At 56.7% G+C, this 25224-nt stretch carries 19 protein-coding genes; 10 read left to right on the forward strand and 9 right to left on the reverse strand.

The window, feature by feature from the left end; all coding sequences use genetic code 11:
* Positions 1-255: 255 nt before the first annotated feature.
* Entirely contained in the window at positions 256-861 is a 606-nt protein-coding gene (azoR, locus tag RTU33_RS13625; RefSeq protein WP_312628047.1) for an FMN-dependent NADH-azoreductase, read from the reverse strand.
* Between the two features lie 200 nt (positions 862-1061).
* Between azoR and hrpA the strand changes: the two genes are divergently transcribed.
* On the forward strand, positions 1062-4964 hold the full coding sequence (gene hrpA, locus RTU33_RS13630; protein WP_312628048.1) for an ATP-dependent RNA helicase HrpA: 3903 nt from the start codon (positions 1062-1064) through the stop codon (positions 4962-4964).
* An 82-nt stretch (positions 4965-5046) separates the two neighbouring features.
* Here the strand turns inward: hrpA and RTU33_RS13635 are convergent, their stop codons facing one another.
* The 4 genes from RTU33_RS13635 to RTU33_RS13650 are packed head-to-tail and all read right to left on the reverse strand — an operon-like array spanning position 5047 to position 9861.
* A complete protein-coding gene (locus tag RTU33_RS13635; protein ID WP_312628049.1) occupies positions 5047-5706 on the reverse strand; it encodes an O-methyltransferase in 660 nt (219 codons plus the stop codon).
* A 21-nt stretch (positions 5707-5727) separates the two neighbouring features.
* Entirely contained in the window at positions 5728-7104 is a 1377-nt protein-coding gene (locus RTU33_RS13640; protein ID WP_312628050.1) for an efflux transporter outer membrane subunit, read from the reverse strand.
* On the reverse strand, positions 7101-8183 hold the full coding sequence (locus RTU33_RS13645) for an HlyD family secretion protein (protein WP_312628052.1): 1083 nt from the start codon (positions 8181-8183) through the stop codon (positions 7101-7103). The genes RTU33_RS13640 and RTU33_RS13645 overlap by 4 nt, the downstream gene beginning before the upstream one ends.
* A 25-nt stretch (positions 8184-8208) precedes the next feature.
* Complete coding sequence (locus tag RTU33_RS13650; RefSeq protein ID WP_409438249.1) at positions 8209-9861, reverse strand: MFS transporter; 1653 nt, start codon at positions 9859-9861, stop codon at positions 8209-8211.
* A 243-nt stretch (positions 9862-10104) separates the two neighbouring features.
* On the opposite strand from RTU33_RS13650, the gene RTU33_RS13655 reads away from it, so the two are divergent.
* The 4 genes from RTU33_RS13655 to RTU33_RS13670 all read left to right on the forward strand — a co-directional run bounded on the left by RTU33_RS13655 (position 10105) and on the right by RTU33_RS13670 (position 14381).
* Positions 10105-10902, forward strand: coding sequence for a YdcF family protein (locus tag RTU33_RS13655; RefSeq protein WP_312628054.1), 798 nt, complete (start codon positions 10105-10107; stop codon positions 10900-10902).
* Positions 10903-11109: 207 nt separating this feature from the next.
* On the forward strand, positions 11110-12549 hold the full coding sequence (gene aldA, locus RTU33_RS13660) for an aldehyde dehydrogenase (protein ID WP_312628055.1): 1440 nt from the start codon (positions 11110-11112) through the stop codon (positions 12547-12549).
* 159 nt (positions 12550-12708) lie between these two features.
* The gene (locus RTU33_RS13665) at positions 12709-13125 is read left to right on the forward strand and encodes a GFA family protein (RefSeq protein WP_312628057.1); all 417 of its coding nucleotides are present in this window, start codon (positions 12709-12711) and stop codon (positions 13123-13125) included.
* A gap of 101 nt (positions 13126-13226) precedes the next feature.
* Positions 13227-14381, forward strand: a complete 1155-nt coding sequence (locus tag RTU33_RS13670; protein ID WP_312628058.1) for an acyltransferase — start codon at positions 13227-13229, stop codon at positions 14379-14381.
* A 53-nt stretch (positions 14382-14434) separates the two neighbouring features.
* Here RTU33_RS13670 and gap read toward each other — a convergent pair whose 3' ends face one another.
* Positions 14435-15436: a type I glyceraldehyde-3-phosphate dehydrogenase gene (gap, locus tag RTU33_RS13675; protein ID WP_312628059.1), complete on the reverse strand. Its 1002-nt coding sequence runs from the start codon at positions 15434-15436 to the stop codon at positions 14435-14437.
* Between the two features lie 192 nt (positions 15437-15628).
* Here gap and cybB point away from each other — a divergent pair, with 192 nt between their 5' ends.
* On the forward strand, positions 15629-16156 hold the full coding sequence (cybB, locus tag RTU33_RS13680; protein ID WP_312628060.1) for a cytochrome b561: 528 nt from the start codon (positions 15629-15631) through the stop codon (positions 16154-16156).
* A gap of 95 nt (positions 16157-16251) precedes the next feature.
* On the opposite strand, the gene RTU33_RS13685 is transcribed toward cybB, so the two are convergent.
* On the reverse strand, positions 16252-17178 hold the full coding sequence (locus RTU33_RS13685; protein WP_312628061.1) for a LysR substrate-binding domain-containing protein: 927 nt from the start codon (positions 17176-17178) through the stop codon (positions 16252-16254).
* Between the two features lie 352 nt (positions 17179-17530).
* Between RTU33_RS13685 and RTU33_RS13690 the strand changes: the two genes are divergently transcribed.
* Entirely contained in the window at positions 17531-18874 is a 1344-nt protein-coding gene (locus tag RTU33_RS13690) for a VOC family protein (RefSeq protein ID WP_312628062.1), read from the forward strand.
* A gap of 77 nt (positions 18875-18951) precedes the next feature.
* Positions 18952-20460, forward strand: coding sequence for a carboxylesterase/lipase family protein (locus tag RTU33_RS13695; protein WP_312628063.1), 1509 nt, complete (start codon positions 18952-18954; stop codon positions 20458-20460).
* Here RTU33_RS13695 and RTU33_RS13700 read toward each other — a convergent pair.
* Positions 20399-21295, reverse strand: a complete 897-nt coding sequence (locus RTU33_RS13700) for a LysR family transcriptional regulator (RefSeq protein WP_312628065.1) — start codon at positions 21293-21295, stop codon at positions 20399-20401. The two genes, RTU33_RS13695 and RTU33_RS13700, sit on opposite strands and share 62 nt — an antisense overlap.
* Positions 21296-21341: 46 nt before the next feature.
* Positions 21342-22952, reverse strand: coding sequence for an FAD-NAD(P)-binding protein (locus RTU33_RS13705; RefSeq protein ID WP_312628067.1), 1611 nt, complete (start codon positions 22950-22952; stop codon positions 21342-21344).
* A gap of 147 nt (positions 22953-23099) precedes the next feature.
* Here RTU33_RS13705 and RTU33_RS13710 point away from each other — a divergent pair, with 147 nt between their 5' ends.
* Both RTU33_RS13710 and RTU33_RS13715 read left to right on the forward strand, forming a co-directional pair.
* The gene (locus tag RTU33_RS13710) at positions 23100-24269 is read left to right on the forward strand and encodes a pyridoxal phosphate-dependent aminotransferase (protein ID WP_312628068.1); all 1170 of its coding nucleotides are present in this window, start codon (positions 23100-23102) and stop codon (positions 24267-24269) included.
* Positions 24270-24281: 12 nt separating this feature from the next.
* The gene (locus tag RTU33_RS13715) at positions 24282-25055 is read left to right on the forward strand and encodes an ABC transporter substrate-binding protein (RefSeq protein WP_312628070.1); all 774 of its coding nucleotides are present in this window, start codon (positions 24282-24284) and stop codon (positions 25053-25055) included.
* The last annotated feature ends 169 nt before the right edge of the window (positions 25056-25224 follow it).

The following is a 25224-nucleotide window of genomic DNA, read 5'->3' on the forward strand; positions in this document are numbered from 1 at the left end:
CGAACAGGCCTCGTCGTGAGGACAGAATTTGTCTACGGGCGTGGGGTCAGTCCACTTTTACTTTCTGACTCCTGCACGCACTGCCTGCCTCATGCCTGAGACCAGAAAGCCTCAAGCACCCGCCGCCATTCTACGCTGTGCTAAATCACCGGGAAGATAAGTCTGCTGATTTTACGAGCAAGCTCGGAAAGAATCGTAAGGGAAGGATTTTGCGGATAAAAAAACCTCCCACCGGGCGGTGAGAGGCTGGAGATCTTATGCTGCAACCAGGCTGTCGATAGCGGTTTTGGCATCGGTCTGCGCTTTGGTGGCGACTTCTGGCCCGTAAGCGATACCTTCAGCAAACACGAAGTTCACGTCGGTGATGCCGATGAAGCCCAGGAACAGCTTCATGTACGGTGCCAGCAGGTCGGTTGGGGTGTCTTTGTGGATACCGCCACGGCTGGAAACTACTACCGCACGTTTGCCTTTTACCAGACCTTCCGGACCGTTTTCGGTATAGCGGAAGGTCACGCCAGCGCGAGCCACCAGATCGAAATAGTTTTTCAGCTGAGTCGGGATGTTGAAGTTGTACATCGGTGCGGCAATAACGATCACGTCATGCGCCTGCAGTTCGGCAATCAGCTCATCGGAGAGCGCCAGCGCTTCCTGCTGACGTGGCGTCAGTGGTGCATCGCTCGGACGCAGTGCGCCAACCAGTTCACCATCCAGTACCGGGATTGGCTGTGCAGCCAGGTCACGAACGGTAATCTGATCGGCCGGGTGTTTTTCAGCCCACTGATCAACAAAATAGTCGGTCAGCTGACCAGACTGAGAGTACCCTGCCAGAATACTGGATTTGAGAACTAATACTTTGCTCATGGGTGTTTCCTTTTATGAGATTGACGGGCCCGTGCCCTGTTGCTTGTTGACACTCTATTCACAATCCTGTCGCAGGGATAGCGCAATATATCGAAGCCTTCGTTCAAATTTATTGATGAAGGAAAGCGAAGCCCCGATATGGTAATCTGACACAATCAAAACAGAGACACTTTCCCGGCAGTGCGCTGCCCGATAAGACTATGACAGAACAACATAAACTGACTTTTTCTCAGCTGCATGAACGACTCGACGGCCTGATGCTACGCGACAAAACGCGCTTCGCCCGCCGTCTGCATGGCGTGAAGAAGGTTAAAAATCCTGAATCACAGCAGGCCATTTTGCAGGAGATGGCGCAGGAGATCGCCCAGGCCGCAGGGAAAGTCCTGCTGCGCGAAGCGGCGCGCCCTTTGATTACCTATCCGGAAAACCTGCCGGTCAGCCAGAAAAAGCAGGATATTTTCAACGCCATTTGCGATAACCAGGTGGTGATTGTGGCGGGGGAAACCGGTTCGGGAAAAACCACCCAGCTGCCGAAAATCTGTATGGAGCTGGGCCGCGGGCTGAAGGGGCTGATTGGTCACACCCAGCCGCGTCGACTGGCGGCGCGAACCGTTGCTAACCGTATTGCTGAAGAGCTACAAACCGAGCCGGGCGGCTGCATTGGCTATAAGGTCCGCTTCAGCGACCACGTCAGCGATAACACGATGGTTAAGCTGATGACAGACGGGATCCTGCTGGCGGAAATCCAGCAGGATCGCCTGCTGATGCAGTACGACACCATCATCATCGATGAAGCTCACGAGCGTAGCCTGAACATTGATTTCCTGCTCGGCTACCTGCGCGAACTGCTGCCAAAACGTCCGGATCTGAAGATTATTATTACCTCGGCAACCATCGACCCGGAGCGTTTCTCAAAACATTTCAATAACGCACCGATAATTGAGGTTTCCGGGCGTACCTTCCCGGTGGAAGTACGCTACCGTCCGATAGTTGAAGAGGCGGATGACACGGAACGCGATCAGCTGCAGGCCATTTTCGATGCGGTGGATGAGCTGGGGCAGGAAAGTCCGGGCGATATCCTGATCTTTATGAGCGGCGAGCGAGAGATTCGTGATACCGCTGATGCGCTGAGCAAGCGCGATCTGCGCCATACCGAGATTCTGCCGCTTTACGCGCGCCTGTCGAACAGCGAGCAGAACCGCGTGTTCCAGTCACACAGTGGAAGGCGGATCGTGCTGGCAACCAACGTCGCCGAAACCTCGCTCACCGTGCCGGGTATTAAATACGTGATCGACCCGGGTACCGCACGCATCAGCCGCTACAGCTATCGCACCAAGGTACAGCGGTTGCCGATTGAGCCAGTTTCTCAGGCCTCCGCTAACCAGCGTAAAGGGCGCTGCGGGCGCGTCTCCGAAGGGATCTGTATTCGACTCTATTCGGAAGATGATTTCCTGTCGCGTCCGGAATTTACCGATCCGGAAATTCTGCGCACTAACCTGGCGTCGGTTATTTTGCAGATGACTTCGCTGGGGCTCGGCGATATTGGCGCATTCCCGTTCGTGGAAGCGCCGGATAAGCGCAATATCCAGGACGGCGTGCGTCTGCTGGAAGAGCTGGGCGCTATTACCACTGACGAACAGCAAACCGTTTATAAATTGACGACCATGGGTCGCCAGCTTGCCCAACTGCCGGTCGATCCGCGCCTGGCACGCATGGTGCTGGAAGCACAGAAACACGGCTGTGTGCGTGAGGCGATGATTATCACCTCCGCGCTGTCGATTCAGGATCCGCGCGAGCGTCCGATGGACAAGCAGCAGGCCTCTGATGAAAAACATCGCCGCTTCCACGACAAAGAGTCGGATTTCCTGGCGTTTGTGAACCTGTGGAACTACCTCGGCGAGCAGCAAAAAGCGCTGTCGTCGAACCAGTTCCGACGCCTGTGCCGCACGGATTACCTCAACTACCTGCGCGTGCGCGAGTGGCAGGATATCTACACTCAGCTTCGCCAGGTGGTGAAAGAGCTGGGTATCCCGGTGAACAGCGAACCGGCCGAATACCGCGAAATTCATATCGCTCTTTTGACGGGGCTGCTTTCCCACATCGGCATGAAAGATACCGATAAGCAGGAATTTACCGGCGCGCGTAACGCCCGATTCTCCATTTTCCCGGGCTCCGGCTTATTCAAAAAGCCGCCTAAGTGGACGATGGTGGCTGAACTGGTGGAAACCAGCCGCCTTTGGGGGCGCATTGCCGCACGCATCGATCCGGAATGGGTCGAGCCGGTGGCGCAGCACCTGATTAAGCGCTCATACAGCGAACCGCACTGGGAACGCTCACAGGGGGCGGTGATGGCGACGGAGAAAGTGACCGTCTACGGTCTGCCTGTCGTGGCGGCACGTAAGGTGAACTACAGCCAGATTGATCCGGCGCTGTGCCGTGAGCTGTTTATCCGCCATGCGCTGGTGGAAGGTGACTGGCAGACGCGTCACCCGTTCTTCCGCGACAACAACAGACTGCGCACCGAAATCGAAGAGCTGGAGCACAAATCCCGCCGCCGCGACATCCTGGTGGACGACGATTCGTTGTTTGAGTTTTACGATCAGCGCATCAGCCATGAAGTGATTTCCGCCCGCCATTTCGACAGCTGGTGGAAGAAGGCCAGCCGTGAAACGCCGGATCTGCTCAGCTTTGAAAAGAGCATGCTGATCAAAGAGGGGGCGGAGAGCGTCAGCAAGCTCGACTACCCGAATTTCTGGCATCAGGGCAACCTGAAGCTGTGCCTGAGCTATCAGTTCGAGCCGGGCGCCGATGCCGATGGCGTCACGGTGCATATTCCGCTGCCGCTGCTGAATCAGGTGGAGGAAGCCGGTTTTGAATGGCAGATTCCGGGTCTGCGACGCGAACTGCTGATTGCGCTTATTAAATCGCTGCCGAAACCCGTGCGCCGCAACTTTGTGCCAGCACCGAACTACGCCGAAGCATTACTGGGCCGCGTTACGCCGCTGGAACTGCCGCTGCTGGATGCCATGGAGCGGGAGCTGCGCCGCATGAGCGGTGTCACTATCGACCGTGAGGACTGGCACTGGGATCAGGTGCCCGATCACCTTAAAATGACCTTCCGCGTCGTCGATGACAAAAACAAGAAGCTTCAGGAAGGGCGAGACCTGACGGCGTTGAAAGACGCGCTTAAAGGTAAAGTGCAGGAGACGCTTTCCGCCGTAGCGGACGACGGTATCGAGCAGAGTGGTTTGCACCTGTGGAGCTTCGGTACGCTTGCCGAAAGCTATGAGCAGAAGCGCGGTAACTACAAAGTGAAGGCCTGGCCGGCGCTGGTGGATGAGCGTGACAGCGTTGCCATTAAGCTGTTTGATAATCCGCTGGAGCAGCAGCAGGCGATGTGGCGTGGTTTACGCCGCCTGTTGCTGCTGAACATTCCTTCGCCGATCAAATATTTACACGAAAAGCTGCCGAACAAAGCCAAGCTCGGTCTCTATTTTAACCCGTACGGCAAAGTGCTGGATTTGATTGATGACTGCATCTCCTGCGGCGTGGACAAGCTGATTCACGAGGCGGGCGGTCCGGTGTGGACGGAAGAGAACTTCGCGAAGCTGCACGAGAAAGTGCGCGCAGAGCTGAACGATACCGTGGTTGAGATTGCTAAACAGGTGGAGCAGATCCTGACCGCCGTCTTCAACATCAACAAGCGGCTTAAAGGGCGCGTGGATATGACCATGGCGCTTGGCCTTTCAGACGTGAAAGCGCAGATGGCGGGGCTGGTGTACCGTGGGTTTGTCACCGGTAACGGTTTTAAGCGGCTGGGTGATACGCTACGTTATCTCAACGCGATTGAGAAACGACTGGAAAAACTGGCTGTCGATCCCCACCGCGATCGCGCAAATATGCTGAAAGTGGAAAGCGTACAGCAGGTGTGGCAGCAGTGGCTGAACAAGCTACCGCCGGGGCGTCGGGATGACGACGACGTGAAGGAGATTCGCTGGATGATCGAGGAGCTGCGCGTCAGCTATTTTGCGCAGCAGCTCGGCACGCCGTATCCGATTTCCGACAAGCGTATTTTGCAGGCGATGGAGCAGATTTCTGGTTAAAAACCATGCCCGGTGGTGCTGCGCTTACCGGGCCTATGGAAGAAAATGTAGGCCGGGTAAGGCGTAGCCGCCACCCGGCTGATTATCGTTCCATAATTGCCAGCGTAAACCCATCCCAGCCTTTTACGCCCACGGTTTGCAGCGCCGTGCAGGTCAGGCGCGGATTATTGCCCATCATCTCGATGAATTTCCGCACGCCCTGAACGCTTTTATCAGAGCTTGCAGGATGGGTGACTTCGCCTTCGCGCACCACGTTATCGCCGACGATCAGCGTCCCCGACCGTGAAAAACGCAGCGCCCATTCCAGATAATGTGGGTTATTGGGCTTATCGGCGTCGATAAAGATCAGATCAAACGTGGTTGCCGGATCCAGCGCCGCCAGTGATTCCAGCGCCGGCCCTTCAATCACCTCCACCTTGTGCGCCACGCCTGCGCTTTGCAGATTCTGGCGGGCGACGGCGGCGTGATGCGGGCTGAATTCAAGCGTCGTTAGCCTGCCATTCTCGGGAAGCTCTCTGGCCATCCAGATTGTGCTGTATCCGCCGAGGGTGCCAATTTCCAGAATGCTTCTGGCGCCTGTCATCCTTACAAACAGCGCCAGCAGCTGTCCCTGATTGGCTGCCACGTCAATAGCGGGCAGGCCAGCCTTGTGGTTGTTCTCAAGCACGCTTTCCAGGACAGGATCGGCAGGCAGGAGCGCGTTGATCAAATAGTTATCGACAGCAGACCACGATTTTTGCATCTCTGAGCCTCACAGTGAGCGTCACCCTGACAGAGAAGACCAGCCGCCTCCCAGCGACCGGTAAAGATCGATTTGTGCCAGCAGCAGGTTGTTTTTCACCTGCACTACGCTCAGCTGCGTGGAAAACAGCGTACGCTGAGCGTCGAGCACGTCCAGGTAGGACGAATAGCCGTTGCGGTAGCGGTTTTGCGCGATGCGCAGCGTCTCTTCCGCCACCTGTTGCTGCTCTTGCAGGGCTTCCAGCTGTTCGCCGTAGCGGGTGATGGCGTCGAGGCTGTCGTTGACTTCGCTGAAGGCGCTCCGCACCGTTTTTTCATAGCTGTAAAGTGCCTGATTGCGCTGGGACATCGACACGTCCACCTGTGCATTCAGCGCCTGTCGGTTCAACAGCGGGGCGAGAATGCTGCCGCCGACGCTCCAAAGGCGCAGCGGATTATCGAGTAACCCCGACAGCGCATCGTCCTGATAGCTGCCGCTGGCGGTCAGGCTGAGGGAAGGCAACAGCTGTGCCTTTGATGAGGCGAGCGTTTCGTCAGCGGCCAGCAGCGTCCGTTCGGCCTGCACGATATCCGGGCGGCGGTTCAGCAGCGTGGACGGCAGTTGTGACGGGGCAGCCAGCGGCGTGAGCGTGGCAAACGTCTGGCGTTCCACCCTTGCCGGATTCTGGCCGAGCAGCGCGCTCAGCGCGTTTTCCTGCTGCGCTATCTGGTGCTTCACCTGTGGCACCTGGGCGCGCGTCCCGCGTAGTTCAGAGTCGGCCTGCATCAGCTCCAGTCGGGAGGTATATCCCGTTTCGTACTGCCGTTTTGCAAGGCGGTAAGCTTCTTCGCGAGATTTCAGTGTGTCCTCAGTGACCCTAAGCTGTTCGTCGAGCGACAGCAGGGTGACGTAACCTGCCGCTACGCTTGAAGCGACGGTCAGCTCGGCAGCGGAAGCCGCTGCTTTTTGCGCGTCAAGCGAGGCTTCAGCTGCTCGTGATGCGGCGCGATTCGCTCCCCACAGGTCCACATCATAGGTTGCGGTCAGGCTGCCTTTATAAAGCGTGCTGTGGATGGGTAAGCCCGTTGCTGCTGACTGAGCCCGCGCCCGGGTGCCGCTCAGCCCGGCATCGACGGAAGGGAACAGTGCGCCTTCCGTTGCATAAGCGCGAGCCTGATATTCATTCACGCGTTCCCGGGCAATCAGCACGTCGCTGTTATAGCGCAACGCCTGCTCAACGTACTGATTCAGCTGGCTGTCGTGAAAATTACGCCACCACACGCTCTCCGCCGGGCTTGCCGGACCCACGCTCTGCCGCCATGCGCCCGGAATTTGCAGGTGCGAGTCGGCTTTCTGAACAGCAACGGAGTGACATCCCGCCAGCAGCAGCGCGGCGGCAAGAGAGGATAAGCGCCTCATTTCTGTGCCTCACGGGTATCAATCGTCACCTGCACCGACATGCCTGGCCGCAGGCGTTCGGCGTTTTTCTGCCCCTCATCAACCGTAATGCGCACCGGAATACGCTGGGCGATTTTCACGAAGTTGCCGGTGGCGTTATCCGGAGAAATGGCACTGAACTCGACGCCGGTCGCCGGGGAGATGCTCTGGACCTTGCCGTGGAATTTTTCGTTATTGAGCGCATCAACGGTGAATGTCGCAGTCTGGCCAACCTTCAGCTCTGCAAGCTGTGTCTCTTTGATGTTGGCTATCACCCAGTGCTGCGGTGGCACAAGCGTGGTGAGATGCGTTCCGGCGGTGACGTAGGCGCCAAGACGCACGCTGATTTGCCCCAGTTGGCCGTCACGCGGCGCGATGATGCGGGTATTTTGCAGATCGATCTGCGCCAGCTCCAGTGAGGCTTCAGCATTGGTCACATCCGCTTCCAGCGAGGCACGGTTGACGATGGTTGACTGTAGATCCTGTCGGGACATCTCAAGCGTGGCGTTCGCCTGGGCGATATTGGCGTTGCCTTGCGCGGCGCTGGCAAGTGCTGCATCACGTTCGCGTATGGAGAGTGAACCGTCAGCGGTCAGCTCCTTCACGCGCTTCAGGTCTGCCTGCGACTTCAGGTTTTGCGCTCTGGCGTTTTCGAGCGCGGCGGCGTTGCGGGCAATGGCCGCTTCGGCGCTTTTTCGCTGCTGCAGGTTGTTGTTCAGCGCGGCTTTTTTCATGGCAAGCTGGGCCTGCGCCTGATGCACCCGCTGGCGGTAAATGCGGTCATCAATCTGGATAAGCACATTGCCTGACTTTACCTGGTCAAAATCTTTCACCTTCACGTCGGTGATGTAGCCATTGACCTGCGGGCTGATAAAGGTGGTCATGCCACGCACGTAGGCGTTATCGGTAAACTGGCTGTGGCGAGTGAACGGCGGCAGCTGCCAGGCGTAAAGAATGACCAGAACGCCGACCAGCCCGATGGCCGCAGCGGTAAACACAGAAACGATGCGCAGATTGTTGCGCGTGTGGGCCTGCTCGCTGGCGGCATCCTGCTGACTCATAACAACTCCCGTATAGCGGACATATTTATTTGTTTCCCGTCGCTTTTTTTAGCGCTAAATGTGCGGTGATACGCAGGCGCAACAGACGCCAGGCAATCCAGATTAGCGTCATGCCCGCAATGCAGGCGGTCAGCAGGTAAGTATCGTTGTAGGCCAGAATGTTGGCCTCCAGCGTGCTGACGGTCTGGAGCTGCGTCAGCGCCTGAGTGCCGAGCAGGGCGCTGTCGCCAATCTGGCTCTGAAAAAGCTGCGTATATTGCTGGATGCGCTCGGTCACCAGCGGGTTCAACGTTGTCAGCTGTTCTGCTATCAGCGCTGAGTGATATTTTTCCCGCCAGGTCTGGAAGGTGCCGAGGATCGCCGACCCCAGCAGGCCGCCGATGTTCTGGCTCATGCCAAACAGCACGGAAAAGCTGACCAGATTGCGCGGGTCGGCAATTACGCCGCCGATCCCGGCAAGCATGGAAGGGGCGAGGAAGAACGCGCTGGCGAAGCCCAACAGAAACTGACTGACCATCAGCTGTGCGGGGCGAGTAAGGCTGCTGGACTGGCTGTCCATCAGCGAGGCAACGATCATCAGCGCCAGCGAAATAACAATCGGCAACGCCAGCCGCTGCGGCTTGAGGGTCAGACAGCTGGCGACAATCCCACAGGCGATCCCGGCAAAAATCGACCACGCCAGCGGGATCATCTGCTCGTTTTGCAGCCCGACATACTGCAGCCAGCCGATAACGCCGGTGTTCTGCTCCGCCAACACAATGCGGATCAGCAGCATAATCAGCCCCAGGCGCAGAATACTCCCGCTGGAGAGCCAGCGGGTGTTGAGGAGCGGGTTGCTGCGGTTATGTTCAAAGACGATGGCGCTGATGATAAGCACTGTGGCGAGGGCGAGCGACCAGCCAATCCACGGCGCCTCAAACCACCAGTCAAGACGCCCCAGAGAGAGCACCGCGCACAGCAACGCCATGCCGGGAGCGAGCAGGAAAAACGTCACAAAATCTTTCTTTTCGAACACTTTTTTGCGATCGCTCGGCGGCAGCTTCAGGGCGATAACGCAGGCAAGACAAATCAGCGCCAGCCCCAGCTCAAAGAAATAGAGGCCGCGCCACTCGTCGAGCTGCAACAGTTCGGTAGAAAACAGGCGGGCAAGGGGGATCGCCAGCGATGAACCGGTGATGCCGATGGTCAGCCCCTTAAGGCGGTGACGCGCAGGCCAGGCCTGAATCTGGTAGTAAATCCCCAGCGAACTGAGCGCCGCGGCGACCATGCCGTGTGCCGCACGCACCATCAGGGCGCTGCTCAAATCGTTGACGAAAAGGTGGAAGAAGGTGACCAGCACGTACAGCACCAGAAACCCTTCGGTAAAGGCGCGCAGCCCGAACTGCTGGCGAAACTTCACCAGCAGCAGGTTGATGGAGACGTTGGTCATCACGTAAACCGCAGGAAGCCAGGCGATTTCCGTTGACCAGGCGGCAAACGTACCTTGCAAATTTTGCAGGTTAGCCGTCACAACGGCGTTGCCCAACGCACCGGTCAGGCAAACCAACAGACCGACAATCCCGTACGCGATACGTTTGGGGATGGGGTGTTCCGGCGTGGAAGGGGAACCGAGCAGGGCGGGCTTCTCATGGGGTGCCCAGTCGTGTGGCGCGTACGGGTCGCGTTTCGGCAGGCGCATCTTATCCCTCAGACCTTGCGGAAAATACATTCAAACCGTTAATCGTTAGTGTGCTAATGATTGTAGTCCTGTTACAAAACATTACTCAAGTGAATCGGTTAATACTGTCACAAAAACACCCTGAATAAAAAGAGCCAATCACCGCGCAGAGACAAAGCAACAGGCTCGCTTTCGGAGCCCTCTGCTGTCATCATCCGGCCAGGACGTTACCCTGACCGCTGACATACGAAAGAAGGGAGTATTATGCTGACCACCTTTCCACACCTGACTGATGCAACTCTGCAGGCCGCTAACTGCGTGGGTGAATGGCTGGCGCAAAACGATTATTCTGCGCCGCCAGTAAACGCTGAGGCGGATCTTGTGGTGCTCACAGGCAATGCGGTTATCCCGACGATTGACGCCGCGTGTCGCCTGGCCGCAGAGAACCGGACCCTGCTTATCAGCGGCGGCATCGGTCACTCAACCACGTTCCTGTATGCCGCCGTTGCCCGTCATCCGCGCTACAACACGCTGCGTACCACAGGGCGGGCAGAAGCGGCCATTCTTGCCGATATCGCGCATCGGTTCTGGAATATTCCCCGTGAGCGTATTGTTGTAGAAGATCGTTCGACTAACTGTGGCGAAAATGCCCGTTTTACGCGCGACGTTATGCAGTCATGCGGAATCGGGAGTCGCCACGCTATTGTTGTGCAGGATCCGACCATGCAGCGTCGCACTATGGCGACGTTTTCCCATGTCTGGCAGGACGATGCCAGCGCGCCACAGTGGCACAGCTATCCGGGCTATTTGCCCGTGCTGCGTAACGGCGAAACAGGCCTGACCTTTACCGATGAAGCGGAGAACGTCTGGCCCGTCGAGCGTTATTTGTCGCTGATCCTTGGCGAACTGCCGCGTATTCAGGACGATGAAAACGGCTACGGCCCGCGCGGAAAAGGCTTTATCGCACATGTTGACCTGCCTGAAAGCGTGCTGAGCGCCTGGCAGCACCTGCGCGACGATGCGCTGCTGCGTGAAGCGTTAGCCAGCCGTTCTCTTCTGTAACGTCTTATGCGTATGCCCGTTTGCGAGCCGCCGTGCTCAAACGGGCACTTCTTGTTAACGCGATGTTGCTGCTGAATCGCGTTCAGCCCGCCACTTTTATGAGATATCTCACAGATTCAGGATCATAGCGTTGGACCCTCGCCGCTGCATTTGGATATTTAACAATAAATTCACTTGTTAAAAACGATGCATTTACAGGAGCAGCGCATGACAGCACCCGTTCAACACCCTATGTATATCGACGGCCAGTTTGTGACCTGGCAAGGCGACGCCTGGATTGACGTGGTTAATCCCTCAACCGAAGCGCTGATCTCCCGTATTCCGGATGGCTCCGCCAAAGAAGCGCAGCAGGCCATTGAGGCGGCTGAACGCGCGCAACTCGCGTGGGAAGCGCTTCCGGCTATTCAGCGTGCGGGCTGGCTGAGGAAAATTGCGCAAGGTATTCGCGATCGAGCGGACGAAATCAGCGCCCTTATCGTCGCGGAAGGCGGTAAAATTCAGCAGCTGGCAGAAGTGGAAGTGGCTTTTACTGCCGACTATCTCGACTACATGTCCGAATGGGCGCGCCGCTACGAAGGCGAAATTTTGCAAAGCGACCGTCCGGGGGAGAATATTTTTGTCTTCAAGCGGGCGCTGGGCGTCACCACCGGCATTCTGCCGTGGAACTTCCCGTTCTTCCTGATTGCCCGCAAGCTTGCTCCGGCGCTGATTACCGGTAACACCATCGTCATTAAGCCAAGCGAATTTACGCCGAACAATGCCATCGCCTTTGCGCAAATTGTACATGAGATTGGTCTGCCAAAAGGTGTATTCAACCTGGTGCTGGGCCGCGGTGAAACGGTTGGGCAGGAGCTGGCGGGGAACCCGAAAGTCGCGATGGTCAGCATGACGGGCAGCGTCGGCGCGGGCGAAAAAATCATGGCGGCGGCGGCAAAAAATATCACCAAAGTGTGCCTGGAACTGGGCGGAAAAGCCCCGGCGATCGTGCTCGACGATGCCGATCTTGAGCTGGCGGTGAAAGCCATTGTGGATTCCCGCGTGATCAACACCGGGCAGGTATGCAACTGCGCCGAGCGTGTTTATGTCCAGAAGGGCATTTACGATCGCTTCGTCAATCGTCTGGGTGAGGCGATGAAAGCGGTACAGTTCGGTGACCCGGCGCAGCGTACCGATATTGCGATGGGCCCGCTTATCAACGCCGCTGCGCTTGAGCGCGTAGAGCAGAAAGTGGCGAAAGCGGTTGAGCAGGGCGCCAGAGTCGCCATTGGCGGCAAAACGCCGGAGGGCAAAGGCTATTTCTACCCGCCAACGCTGCTGCTGAACGTGCGCCAGGAGATGAGCATCATGCATGAGGAAACGTTCGGCCCGGTGCTGCCGGTGGTGGCGTTCGATACGCTTGAAGAGGCCCTGAAGATGGCGAACGACAGCGAATATGGCCTCACCTCTTCGGTCTACACCCAGGATTTGAATAAAGCGATGAAGGCCATCAAAGGGCTGAAGTTCGGTGAAACCTATATCAACCGCGAGAACTTTGAGGCGATGCAGGGCTTTCATGCGGGCTGGCGCAAATCCGGCATCGGCGGCGCCGATGGTCGCCACGGGCTGGAGGAGTATTTGCAGACGCAGGTGGTTTATTTGCAGTCGTAATTTTTAAGAGCGCCGGGTGGCGCTGACGCTTACCCGGCCTGTGAGACTGGCATAAATGTCATTTTCTGGGCAGGTCGGGTAAGGCATCGCCGCCACCCGACAAAAAGGGCTACGCTGTGCTACAACTTAGGGCGACTCTCTCCATGACGAGGTACGCCCATGACTGAAAAAGTGAATGCCCAATGCCACTGTGGCGCGGTGAAGTTTACGGTTGAGCTGGCGGACGGATTTAACACGATCCGCCGCTGCAATTGCTCTTTCTGTCGGATGCGCGGGGCGGTAGTGGTCTCCGCGCCTCTCTCCGGGATCCACATTACCCACGGCAAAGAAAAGCTGGCCGAATACCGCTTCAATACCCGCACTGCCGCCCACTATTTTTGTTCGGTCTGCGGGATTTATACCTTCCATCAGCGTCGATCCAACCCTGACCAGTATGGGGTGAACGTTGCCTGCATTGAGAATGTGTCGCCGTTTGATTTCAGCGAAGTAACCGTAGCCGATGGGGTTCATCATCCTTCTGATGGCGGTGGCGGGGTGGCCGGGATCTTACGCTATACGCCAACAAAACCCGCATGAGAGCGGGCGTTGTGGCCTTTATCTGAAAGTCGCTATCAGGCCTGGCTTTCTGACATTCTGTCACGGACATGTTGCTATGATGCTTTTTTAACGAGGTGATTATGGCAACGACTAAAAACTGGTCCCCGGAGCTTGAAGGTCTGCGCGGCGCGGCGTCGCTGTGGGTATTTCTCGGGCATATTGCGCTACTGGTGAACTGCAAGATACCGATTATTGCGGTGCCCAAGCTGGGCGTCGATCTGTTTATTTTGCTGTCCGGCTATCTGATGACCAAAAATTATATTGAGCGTCAGACGAAAGAACCGTGGGGGCAATGGCAGACCATCAAAACCTTCTGGCTGCGGCGCTATTTCCGTATTGCGCCGCTCTATTATGTGCTGCTGTTTGTTGCGCTGCTGGCCGGGCATTATCTTGGCGATATGCGTGAAATTATTGCGGGCGCCTTTCCCTCGACGGCCACCGAAACGTCGCGCTACAGCGACATCTCCTTCTTCAACGTGCTGGCGCACCTGACCTTTACGTTTGGCGATCTGCCGCAATATGCCTACAACACCGCGCTGCCGGACTGGAGCATCGGGCTTGAGATGCAGTATTACGTCCTGTTCCCGTTCATCATGCTGTTGACGCTCCGTTTGGGCTTTGCCCTGGCGATGGTCACCCTGATGATTTTTGTGCTTGCCGGGCGTTATCTGTTGCCCGATCTGTATACCGCGTTCCCGATGCCGTCGATGATCCTGATTAAGCTGCATATTTTCATTGCGGGCATGCTGGTGGCAGAGGCGGTCAGGCAGCGCCGCATTTTGTTTATTGCGCTTGCCCTGCTGGCTCCGGTGGTCAGCGCCATGATGAATATCCGTATGGACAGCATGCAGGTCTTTATTGAGGCGCTGATGATTCTGGGCATGACGGGCGTGTTGTGGCCGTGGCAGCAGCAAAATCTGATGCAACGCCTGTTCAGCGTGTTACGCGCCGTGCTGTGCCATCGCTTTTTCACCTGGCTTGGCGACGTCTCATATTCGGTTTATCTGCTGCACCTGCTGGTGGTGATGCCAGTGATTGGCCTGCTGCTCAAATATGCACACCTGGCAACGCACGGCAGCGGGGTGCGCTATCTGATTACCATCGGATTATGTTTCCCGGTCGTGTATCTCTTCGCCACCGTATTACATCGGGTTATTGAAATGCGCGGTATCGCGTTCGGGAAAAGGGTGATCCAGAACGGAAATAAAGCGGAAAAAGCGCTTAACCTGCCCTGAAATAAGAAAGGCATAAGGACAGCCTTATGCCTTTTCGCTTTATTCCTGCCTGCTTACAGCTTGACGAATTTTTCCAGCACGCGAATCAGCTGAGTCACAAAACCGTATTCGTTGTCATACCACGATACGGTTTTCACCAGCTGCAAATCGCCGACTTCGGTGATTTCAGTCTGAGTGGCATCGTACACTGAACCAAAATGACTGCCGATCACGTCGCCTGAGACAATTTCCTCTTCGGTATAGCCAAACGATTCATTGCCTTCGGCGGCCTTTTTCAGTGCCGCATTGACCTCATCCGCCGTGACTTTTTTACCCAGAATGGAGACCAGCTCCGTTACCGATCCTGTTTTCACCGGCACGCGCTGCGCATGGCCTTTCAGCTTGCCGCTCAGGGCGGGGATCACCAGACCAATCGCCTTCGCCGCGCCGGTGGTGTGCGGAATAATGTTTTCAGCCGCCGCGCGGGAGGCGCGTAAATCTTTTCCTCTTGGCCCGTCCACCAGCGCCTGGGTGCCGGTATACGCATGAATGGTGGTCATGGTGCCGACTTTGATTTCAAACGCGTCGTGCAGCGCTTTTGCCATTGGGGCGAGGCAGTTGGTGGTGCAGGATGCCACCGAAATTATGGTGTCGTTTGCATCGAGGGTATCGTCGTTGACGTTAAAAACGATGGTTTTCATGTCGCCTGCGGGGGCGGAAATCAGCACTTTTTTTGCACCTGCATCGAGATGCGCTTTGGCTTTGTCCGTGGCGGTGTAGAACCCGGTGCATTCAATCACGTACTCCACGCCTGCCGTTTTCCACGGGATCTGGCTGGCATCCTTCTGCGCATAAACTGCGATTTTTTTGCCGTCGACGATTAGCGCATCCTCCGTATGGTCCACGCTCCACGGAAAAGGGCCGTAGTTGGAGTCATGCTTCAGCAGGTACGCCAGCACCCTGGGCGACGTTAAATCGTTAATCGCCACCACTTCCTGCGTACTTTTGACTTCCAGCAGGCGGCGAAGTACCAGGCGTCCGATACGTCCAAAACCGTTAATGCCAATCTTACTCATTCATCTTCTCCTGTCGGGGTTGTCTTAATCGTCAATAAACTCCTCCAGGCTTAGACCAGTTGCTCTGCCAGGGCAACTGAACAACCGCAAATGGGCGTTAACAGTATGAAAATAGATACAGAAAAGTTAATGAATTTTTCAGGCAAGGCCGCTATGGTAGCGCTTTCATCTTCTTTCCGGAAATCAATAACGATGCGGGATAAATATTCTGGTCTGCAAATAGGCATTCACTGGCTGGTTTTTTTGCTGGTCATCGGCGCGTATTGCGCCATGGAGCTGAGGGGCTTCTTTCCACGGACTTACCGTCCGTACTTTAATATGGTGCACGTCTCCTGCGGCATCTCGATTCTGGTGCTGATGGTGGCGCGCCTGCTGGTGCGGCTGAAGCACAAATCGCCACCGATTGTGCCTAAGCCAAAACCGTGGATGACCGGAATGGCGCATCTGGGGCATCTGGTGATTTATCTGCTGTTCATTATTTTGCCGATTATCGGTCTGGTGATGATGTACAACCGAGGCAACCCATGGATTGCGTTTGGCATCACCATGCCGCACGCAGCGGAGGCCAATTTTGATCTGGCGGATAATCTCAAGGAATACCACGTGTGGCTGGCGAATTTTGGCTATTACGTGATTGGTCTGCACGCGCTGGCATCATTGATGCATCACTATTTCTGGAAGGACAATACGTTGCTGCGCATGATGCCGCGTAAGAAGTAACAGCAAGGTTGGGCGGTGTTGCGCTTGCCCGACCTGCTACCACAATATGCATTTGCAGGCCGGGTCAGGCGCTGGCCGCAGCCCGGCAAACGGAATTAGCTGCCCGGCATCGACTTACGAATCGCGCTCAGCAGGGTTTGGGCACCGCTCGACAGCGGTGAATCCACCCGGGTTAAAATCCCGATAGGTTCGCCCACACCCTGATTCGGCACCGGCAGCGCCGCCAGCGTGCCGCGGCGTAAATCATCTTTCACCGCGCCCGATGGCACAAACCACACGTAGTCAAAATCCACCGTCAGCTGGCGCGACAGCGAAGCCGACAGCGTTTCAATACAGCCTGAAGGAATTTTACAGCCCTGGCTCAGCACCAAAGCTTCGGCGTTCTGTCGTGGAACGGTGCCTTTCGGCGATACCACCACCGGCCACTCCATCACTTTGCTGAGCGTGACGGTTTCCTGCAAAAGAGGGTGGTTCGGACGGACAACCAGCTTGAGCGACTCGAGGAACAGCAGTTCGTAGTTGAGGCCGCTCATCAGCTCCGGGTCGGACATGCGCCCAATCCCCAGATCAATCTCACCTGATTTCAGCCCCGCCAGCAGCATGGTGTTATTCATGGTGGCAACCTGGAGCGTGATGTCTTTTTGCTGCTGATGGAACGGGCCTATCACTGCGGGAAGAATGCCGAGCGCGGCGGTTGGCAACGCACCAACCCGCACTACGTCACCGCTGAGGCCTTCTTTGCGGCTTAAGGCCTGCCCGGCGGTGTTCAACGCATCGAGCACTTTTACCGCGTGGGTCAGAAACTGTTCGCCGACCAGCGTCAGCTGCGCACCTAAACGCCCGCGATCGAACAGGCGCGTGCCGGTCAGCTGCTCCAGCTCGTTGAGAGTTTTAGAGAGCGCAGGCTGGCTAAGGTTGAGGGTTTCTGCCGCGCGCCCCAGCGTTCCCTGTTGAGCGACGGCGACGAAGGTATGCAAATGGCGCAAGCGAATGCGCTGACTGAAGAGACCGTTTTTTTCCATAACCGGATGTTAAAGAGAGTCAGAGATCGCAATCAAGACAACTTGTTTAAATTTGATAACTTGCTAGCAAAATATCATTAACATTTGTCCGGGCAGGGTGACGGTGAGTTATGGAAACAGCAGAAAAGACGACCCACGGCATAAGGGCATTGGACTAAAAGCGCATCAGAGATCGGAGAATACCGTTTTCGCTTCGCCCTGAAGGTGGATGGTAACGCGACAGACGACTTCATTGCCACGTGGTTTGCGCTGGCCGACAGAGGTTATCCGCGATCACAATTCAGAAATTCTTCCTACCGGGCGGAAAAGGCTTATGTACACTCCAGGTAATATTCACTGGAGACATGACATCATGGCGAACACCATCACGGCTGATGAGATTCGGGAAAACTTTTCGCAGGCTATGTCAGCGATGTACCAGCAGGAAGTTCCACAGTACGGCACGCTGCTGGAACTGGTGGCGGATGTGAACCTGGCAGTGCTTGAGAACCATCCTCAGCTACATGAACAACTGGCGAACGCCGATGAACTGGCGCGTCTGAACGTTGAGCGCCACGGCGCGATCCGAGTAGGGTCAGCCGAGGAACTGGCAACACTGCGCCGCATGTTTGCCGTGATGGGGATGTATCCCGTCAGCTATTACGATCTCTCGCAGGCGGGCGTGCCGGTGCATTCCACCGCGTTTCGTCCGGTGGAGGATGCTGCGCTGGCCCGCAATCCATTCCGCGTCTTTACCTCATTGCTTCGTCTGGAGCTGATCGAAAACGTTGAGCTGCGCAACAAGGCCGCTGAGATTCTGGCGAAACGACAGATTTTCACTTCGCGCTGCCTGGATTTGATCGCGCAGCATGAAGTGCAGGGCGATCTGACCGAAGCAGAAGCCAAAGAGTTTGTGAAGGAAGCGCTGGAAACCTTCCGTTGGCACAGTCATGCCACGGTGGATCAGGAAACTTATCTGGCGCTGCACAACGAACACAGGCTGATTGCCGACGTTGTATGCTTCCCCGGCTGCCACATCAACCATCTGACGCCGCGCACGCTGGACATCGATCGCGTTCAGCAGCTGATGCCGGAGTACGGCATCGAACCGAAGATTCTGATTGAAGGCCCACCGCGCCGGGAAGTGCCGATTCTGCTGCGTCAGACCAGCTTCAAAGCCCTTGAAGAACCCGTTTTGTTTGCCGGAGAACATCGCGGAACGCACACCGCGCGTTTCGGCGAAATCGAACAGCGCGGCGTAGCGTTAACCCCGAAAGGACGGGCGCTGTATGACGCGTTGCTGGCGGAAGCGGGCACCGGCAAAGACAACCTCAGCCATCAGCAGCATCTTTCGGAGATGTTCAAATCCTTCCCCGACAGTGAAATGTTCCTCAGGCGTCAGGCGCTGGCGTACTTCCGCTATCGCCTGACGCCTGCGGGTGAAGCGCATCGTCAGGCATTCCGTCCGGGTGACGACCCGCAGCCGCTTATCGAGCGAGGCTGGCTGGTGGCGCAGCCCATCACCTATGAAGACTTTTTGCCGGTGAGCGCTGCGGGGATCTTCCAGTCAAACCTCGGCAATGAAACTCAGGCCCGCAGCCGCGGCAATGCCAGTCAGGCAGCCTTCGAAGAAGCGCTAGGCTGCCCGGTGCTGGACGAGTTTGAGCTGTACCAGGAAGCCGAAGACCGCAGTAAACGCCGCTGCGGGTTGCTGTAAATCAGCCTTTGGCGGCGTTGCTAACGGGGCGCTAACCCGCATAAACTGGGATGAATGCGCGTAAAAGGAAGAAAACAATGCATCATCCTGCTACACCGCTGGCTCATACCCGGCAGGGTTCCCTGCTGGGTTTTACCGACGATAACACCCATTGCTATCGCGGCATTCCGTTCGCGGCTCCACCAGTCGGCGCTTTGCGCTGGCGTTCGCCGCAGCCCGTTACGCCATGGGAAGGCGTGCGTGATGCACAAACCTTCTCTCCGGCCAGCTGGCAAAATATCGACTACTGCCGCGAACTCGGCGGTGGCGATCCGGGGCGTTTCTCCGAAGATTGTCTCTATCTCAACGTCTGGACGCCTGCCGAACGCACTACTCCCTTACCGGTGATGGTCTGGCTGCACGGTGGGGGTTTTACGATTGGAGCAGGCAGTCTGCCGCCCTATGATGGAAAACGGCTGGCGCAGCGTGGTGTAGTACTGGTGACGGTTAACTATCGTCTCGGGCATCTCGGCTGCTTTGCGCACCCGGCGCTGGACGGTGAAGAGGGCGAACGCATCTGTAACTTCTCGCTGCTCGATCAGATTGCCGCGCTGAAATGGGTGCAGGAAAACATTGAAGCGTTTGGTGGCGAACGTGACAACGTCACGCTGTTTGGCGAGTCTGCCGGTGCGCGCAGCGTGCTCTCCTTACTGGCATCACCAAAATCTAAGCATTTGTTTCACAAGGCTATAGTCCAAAGCGGTTATACGTTGCCCGATACGCCGGTCGACAAAGCGCTGGCGCAGGGCGAAGCCGTTGCCGCCCATTTCGGTCTGCAAAACACGACGGCTGAACAGCTGCGTGAGATTCCTGCCGAAGCCCTCTGGCCGCTGGAAGGCGCGCTGAAGCCCGGTCCGGTTCCCGTCTGCGGCGATGCCGTTTTACCTGAGCCGATGCTGGAAACCTTCTTTACTGCACGCCAGCATCCCATGCCAGTGGTGATTGGTTCTAATAGCGATGAAGCGAGCGTCATGGCGGTGTTTGGCGTCGATCTGGCGGAGCAAATTCAGAAGCTTCGCCGCGAGCGTCGGCTGGGGCTGGGCCTGATTAAGCTGCTTTATCCCGGCGTAAAAGGAGACGAGGAGCTGGGTCGCCAGGTATGCCGGGATATGGCTTTCACCACGCTGGGATTTGTGGTGATGCAGGCGCAGCAGCGCATCGGCCAGCCGTGCTGGCGCTATTGGTTTGACTATGTGGCGCAGGCTGAGCATGACACCTACAAAAACGGCGCCTGGCACGGTAACGAAGTGCCTTATGTGTTTGATACGCTGACGCTCGCCGAGCCTGCCCGGCAGTACGTAAACGAACACGACCTTGCGTTTGCGAAGCGGGTGGCGGATTACTGGGTGAGTTTCGCCCGTGATGCGAGCACAGCAAACGACACGCTGCCCGGCCCGGTTCGCTGGCCTGCGTCGGTCAAAGGCCGCGACAGGTTGTTACGCATTGGACTGAATAAATATGCCGGTTTCAAAATGGAAAACCGCTTTATGCGCGCGCGGATGGTGCTGTTTCGGCGAGTGATGCGTCATCACGTGACGCTGGATTGAGCAGGCCGTCGCGAAACTGCGTCAGCCCGCTGGCTTTCGCAGAACTCTCGCGCAGCACCAGGCGATAGCTGGCCCCGGTTTTCACACTCATCGCGTAGGGGCGCACCAGCCTGCCGCTGAGTAAATCTTCCTGGACGAGCGTTTCGTCAGCAATCGCTACGCCAAAGCCCTGCACGGCGGCGGTGATAGCCAAATCCATAGTGTCGAAGTGTTGATTCTTTTGCATGGCAGAAGGCAGCGGTTCAGGCAATTTTGCCAGCCACAGCGACCAGTCGGTTTTATCGCGCGTGGGGTGTAAAAACGTCATGCCTGAAAACTGACTGTTTTCCGCCAGGCGGTGGCTGACGACCGGCGTCAGCGACTCCTCAAACAGCAGATCACCCGCGTTCATATGCGTGCCAAAGACAATGGCGGCATCGAACGGCTCGGTCCTGAAGTTGACCGAATGCTCGGTGGTGGTGGTCAGCGCAATCTGCATCTCCGGAAAGCGCTGTTCAATCTCAACCAGCCGCGGCACAAGCCAGCGCATTGCGCAGGTTGGGGCTTTAAGCCTGACCACGCTCTGCTGCTGGCGCGCCTGTTCGGCGACCAGCACCATCTGGTTAAACGACGTCATAAGCTCCGGATAGAGCGCGCTGCCCTGAGGCGACAGGCGCAGGCCGCGTGCCAGACGCTCAAACAGCGGAAACCCGAACCAGGCTTCCAGCGTGGCAATCTTGCGGCTCACCGCGCCCTGGGTCAGGCACAGCTCTTTCGCCGCGTGCGTCAGGTTCAGGTGCCGGGCGGTCACCAGAAAAGTTTCGATAGCGTTTAGCGGCAACTGGCTACGGGACATGCGGGCTCCAGCTATGCAATTTGGTCATGCCGAGTATGACACAGGGTCAGCGCTCAATAAACGGCAGACGTCGGCGCAGACGGCTCGTCGGTTGCGTCACCGTTTCAGCAATACGTTCGCCTATCTCTGCACAAACGACAATGCCCTGAATGAAGGGTTTATCGTGCATGAGATAAGGCAGTGCGCCAAACGCGATCCGCCCGCGCAGCGCTTCGGGTTCCGGCAGGGTGTAATCCTCCGCCACATTCGGAAAATCATCTCCGGTGGCGGCCAGCTGTTCGCGAAGATGAGGGAAGGGTAAATCTTTTATTTTCAGTGGCTTCTGTCCACGAGCGTCAATGAAGGTGTCGAACATCAGTTCGCCGTTCTGTCCGCGAATGCGCGTCCTGTCTTCCCTTTTCTCCAGCGAATAGTTTTCCCCAAGCGTCTGAATCGTCAGGATCCCTGCTTCCCGCAGCGCAAGAAGGCGGCGGATGGATTCTGAAGGGATTGCGGTATAGTTGTCGATGAACACCCGCGCCAGGCCTGCATTGAAGCGCTGTCGGTCGCGCTCATCAAAATGCGCCACGGCATCTTCAACCGCTTCATGCAGGCGAAGGATGGCATAACGCCACGGCACCGTATGCCGCTCTTGCTTGTTACGCTCGACTTCCCGCAGGTTCTCCTCCGCCCAGTCAAAGGGGTTGTGCTGCTGCCTGTCGGCAAACCAGGCGCTGGCAAAGGTGTCGGCATTCAGTTCAGATAACGTGATGTGGTCGCTCCACTGCGGGTCGGCAAGCGTAATCTCTTTTGCCATCAGCGCAAAAATACGGTCCAGCAAACCCTGACTTCCGGCGGCAATTTCCCGTGCTACGGCCTGTTCCGTTACCACTTTCAGCGGTTCGTAAGGGAGAGGGCAGTAAAAATCTGCCTCAGGCAAAATACCGGATCGCGACATCAGCGTCAGGTTCAGTGCAGTACTGTTTCTGTTGAGATTAAAAGTGACAGCGTGCTCATCCGTTTCATCGAATGCACCGTGCTGTGCCACGACGGCCATAGCAGCATCAATGGCGCTCAGCGAAAGCCCCATAATGCCGACGCAACCCGCAGGAATACGCGCCTCCAGCAGCCCCGACCACGGACTTGGGAAAAATGAACGGGTCGCCTCTTCGTCATCCGGCCAGACGTGCCCGGTGGCGATGACGGCAAGGTCGAACACGTCAGGTTCAGCAACGTTATTTATCCATAACCGGACGCCTTGCTCCGTTGCGTGCAGATCGCTCACTTCGCAGGATTCATGGACCTCAACCTGGTAGCCACGCTGTCTCGCTTTTTCCTCCAGGATGAGGAACTGCGCGCGAAAGTAGTCGCCCAGCAGAATGCGCGGCAGGAACTGGCGATCGTGCAGCGTGGACGCCTCAACGCCAAAATGTGCCAGGCGTTCCTGAGGCAGCGTTTTTAACCACTCCAGGTAGGTCATAAAGAGCGGTGGAATTTCAATGCTGGCAATGTTCGCCAGCATCAGGCGTGAATTGTCCTCGTCGGCATACGGCATGCCGACGCCGGCTTCCTCCGCGCGCTCATACAGCGAGATGGCGACGGGTGTGTTGTGCTTATAGAGCGAAAAGAAAGTGTATATCCCGGTCGGGCCGGTGCCGATGATGGCGATTTTTTTCATGGCGGTTCACCTGAGTTACCTGCATCAAGTGTAGTCGTCGATATCAGCTATGCAATTTCCTCATAGCTAGCATGACAACAATTCGATTGTCGCCGCAGAGGGCTTTCGCTTGAATAGTTATGCATATTTACTGAGAAAGGATTGGCGATGACTCTGCGTTCTCCGGTGAAAACCCGTACCAAGTTACCCGATGTGGGCACCACCATCTTTACCGTGATTGGCCAGCTTTCTGCACAGCATAACGCCATTAACCTTTCCCAGGGTGCGCCGAACTTTGCCTGCGATCCACGATTAGTACAGGGCGTAACCCGTGCGATGGAAGCGGGGCATAACCAGTACGCATCGATGACCGGCCTGCATGCGCTGAAAATCCGCATCGCGGAGAAAATTGCCGATCTCTATGGCACTCGCTACGACGTTGACAGCGAAGTGCTGATCACGGCCAGCGCCAGCGAAGGGCTCTATTCCGCCATCAGCGGGCTGGTGCATCCCGGCGATGAAGTGATCTATTTTGAACCCTCGTTCGACAGCTATGCGCCGATTGTGCGTTTGCAGGGCGCAACGCCGGTCGCCATTAAGCTGACGGTGCCGGATTTTACCGTTAACTGGGATGAGGTGCGTGCCGCCATCACGCCGCGCACTCGCATGATTATCGTCAACACGCCGCATAACCCCAGCGGCAAAGTCTTCGATGCTAACGATCTGCAGCAGCTGGCGGCGCTGACCCGAAACACCGATATTGTGATTTTGTCTGACGAAGTCTACGAACACGTCGTGTTTGGCGGCCAGCCGCATCACGGCATGGCAACGCATCCGCAGCTCGCCGAGCGCAGCGTGATTGTTTCATCCTTTGGAAAAACCTATCACGTCACCGGCTGGCGGGTGGGGTATTGTGTGGCGCCAGCCGAACTGATGGATGAGATCTGCAAAGTGCATCAATTTTTGATGTTTTCTGCCGATACTCCGATGCAGTACGCGTTTGCTGAACATATGATGGACCCGCAAACCTGGCTGTCGCTGGCGGCGTTTTATCAGCGTAAGCGCGATCTGCTGCAATCGCTGCTGGCAGAATCGCCGTTTAAGCTGCTGCCGAGTCAGGGCTCGTTCTTCCTGCTGGCGGACTACAGCGCGTTCAGTGACGAGCGCGACAGCGAAATGGTTAAAAGGCTGATTGTTGACCACGGCGTGGCGACGATCCCGCTGTCGGCGTTTTACACCGACGGCACCGATAACAAACTGATTCGTCTCTCTTTTGCCAAAGATGAGGCGACATTACGGGCAGGTGCTGCGGCCCTGTGTCAGGTTAAACCACGTTAAGGGGCGTTGGCGATGAAAGTAAAAGCACTGATCCTGGGCTTCGGCCTGATTTGCTCGGTTTCCTCTTTTGCGGCAGACGAGCTGCGCTTTGGCGTGGAGGCGGAGTACCCGCCGTTTGAAAGTCGTAACTCAGCGGGCGAACTACAGGGGTTTGATATCGATTTGGGCAACGCCATCTGTAAAGCGGCACAGCTGAAATGCAGCTGGGTGGAAAGCTCGTTTGATTCACTGATCCCGGGGCTCGTTGCGAAAAAGTTTGACGCGATCAACTCGGCGATGAACATCACCGAACAGCGGCGTAAAAGCATTGATTTCACTCAGCCGATTTACCGCATTCCGTCTCAGCTGGTCGGAAAAGAGGGCAGCGGCATGCAGGCCACGCCGGAAGGATTGCAGGGTAAAACCATTGGTGTGTTGCAGGGTTCCATTCAGGAAACCTACGCCAAAGAGCACTGGGAAAAGCACGGTGTCACCGTAGTGTCTTATAAAGATCAGAATATGGCGTGGGCGGATCTGCTGAACGGGCGTATTGACGCAAGCTTAGTGATGTCCGCCGCGGGCCAGGCCGGGTTCCTCAGCAAGCCGCAGGGTAAAGGCTTCGGCTTTATCGGCAAACCGGTGGCGGATGATACGATCCTCGGCAGCGGAATTGGCTTTGGTCTGCGTAAAGGCGACGAGGCGCAGAAAAAGCAGCTCGACGCCGCTATCGACAAAGTGCGTGCCGATGGCACCATCACCACGCTTGCGGCGAAATACTTTCCGGGTATTGACGTCAGCGTAAAATAATAACGAGAGTGTATTTTGGCCCCGGGAGTGATGTCGCTCGCCGGGTTTTTTTTCGAACGGCGTATGGGGCATCGTAGGCCTGGGTAAGGCGAAGCCGCCACCCGGCATAAAAGCCCTTCGCGCAAGCGTTCACGCAAATCAGCGATGAGCCTTTTTTATACAGACATTT

Source organism: Scandinavium sp., assembly GCF_032012665.1.
GTDB lineage: Bacteria > Pseudomonadota > Gammaproteobacteria > Enterobacterales > Enterobacteriaceae > Scandinavium.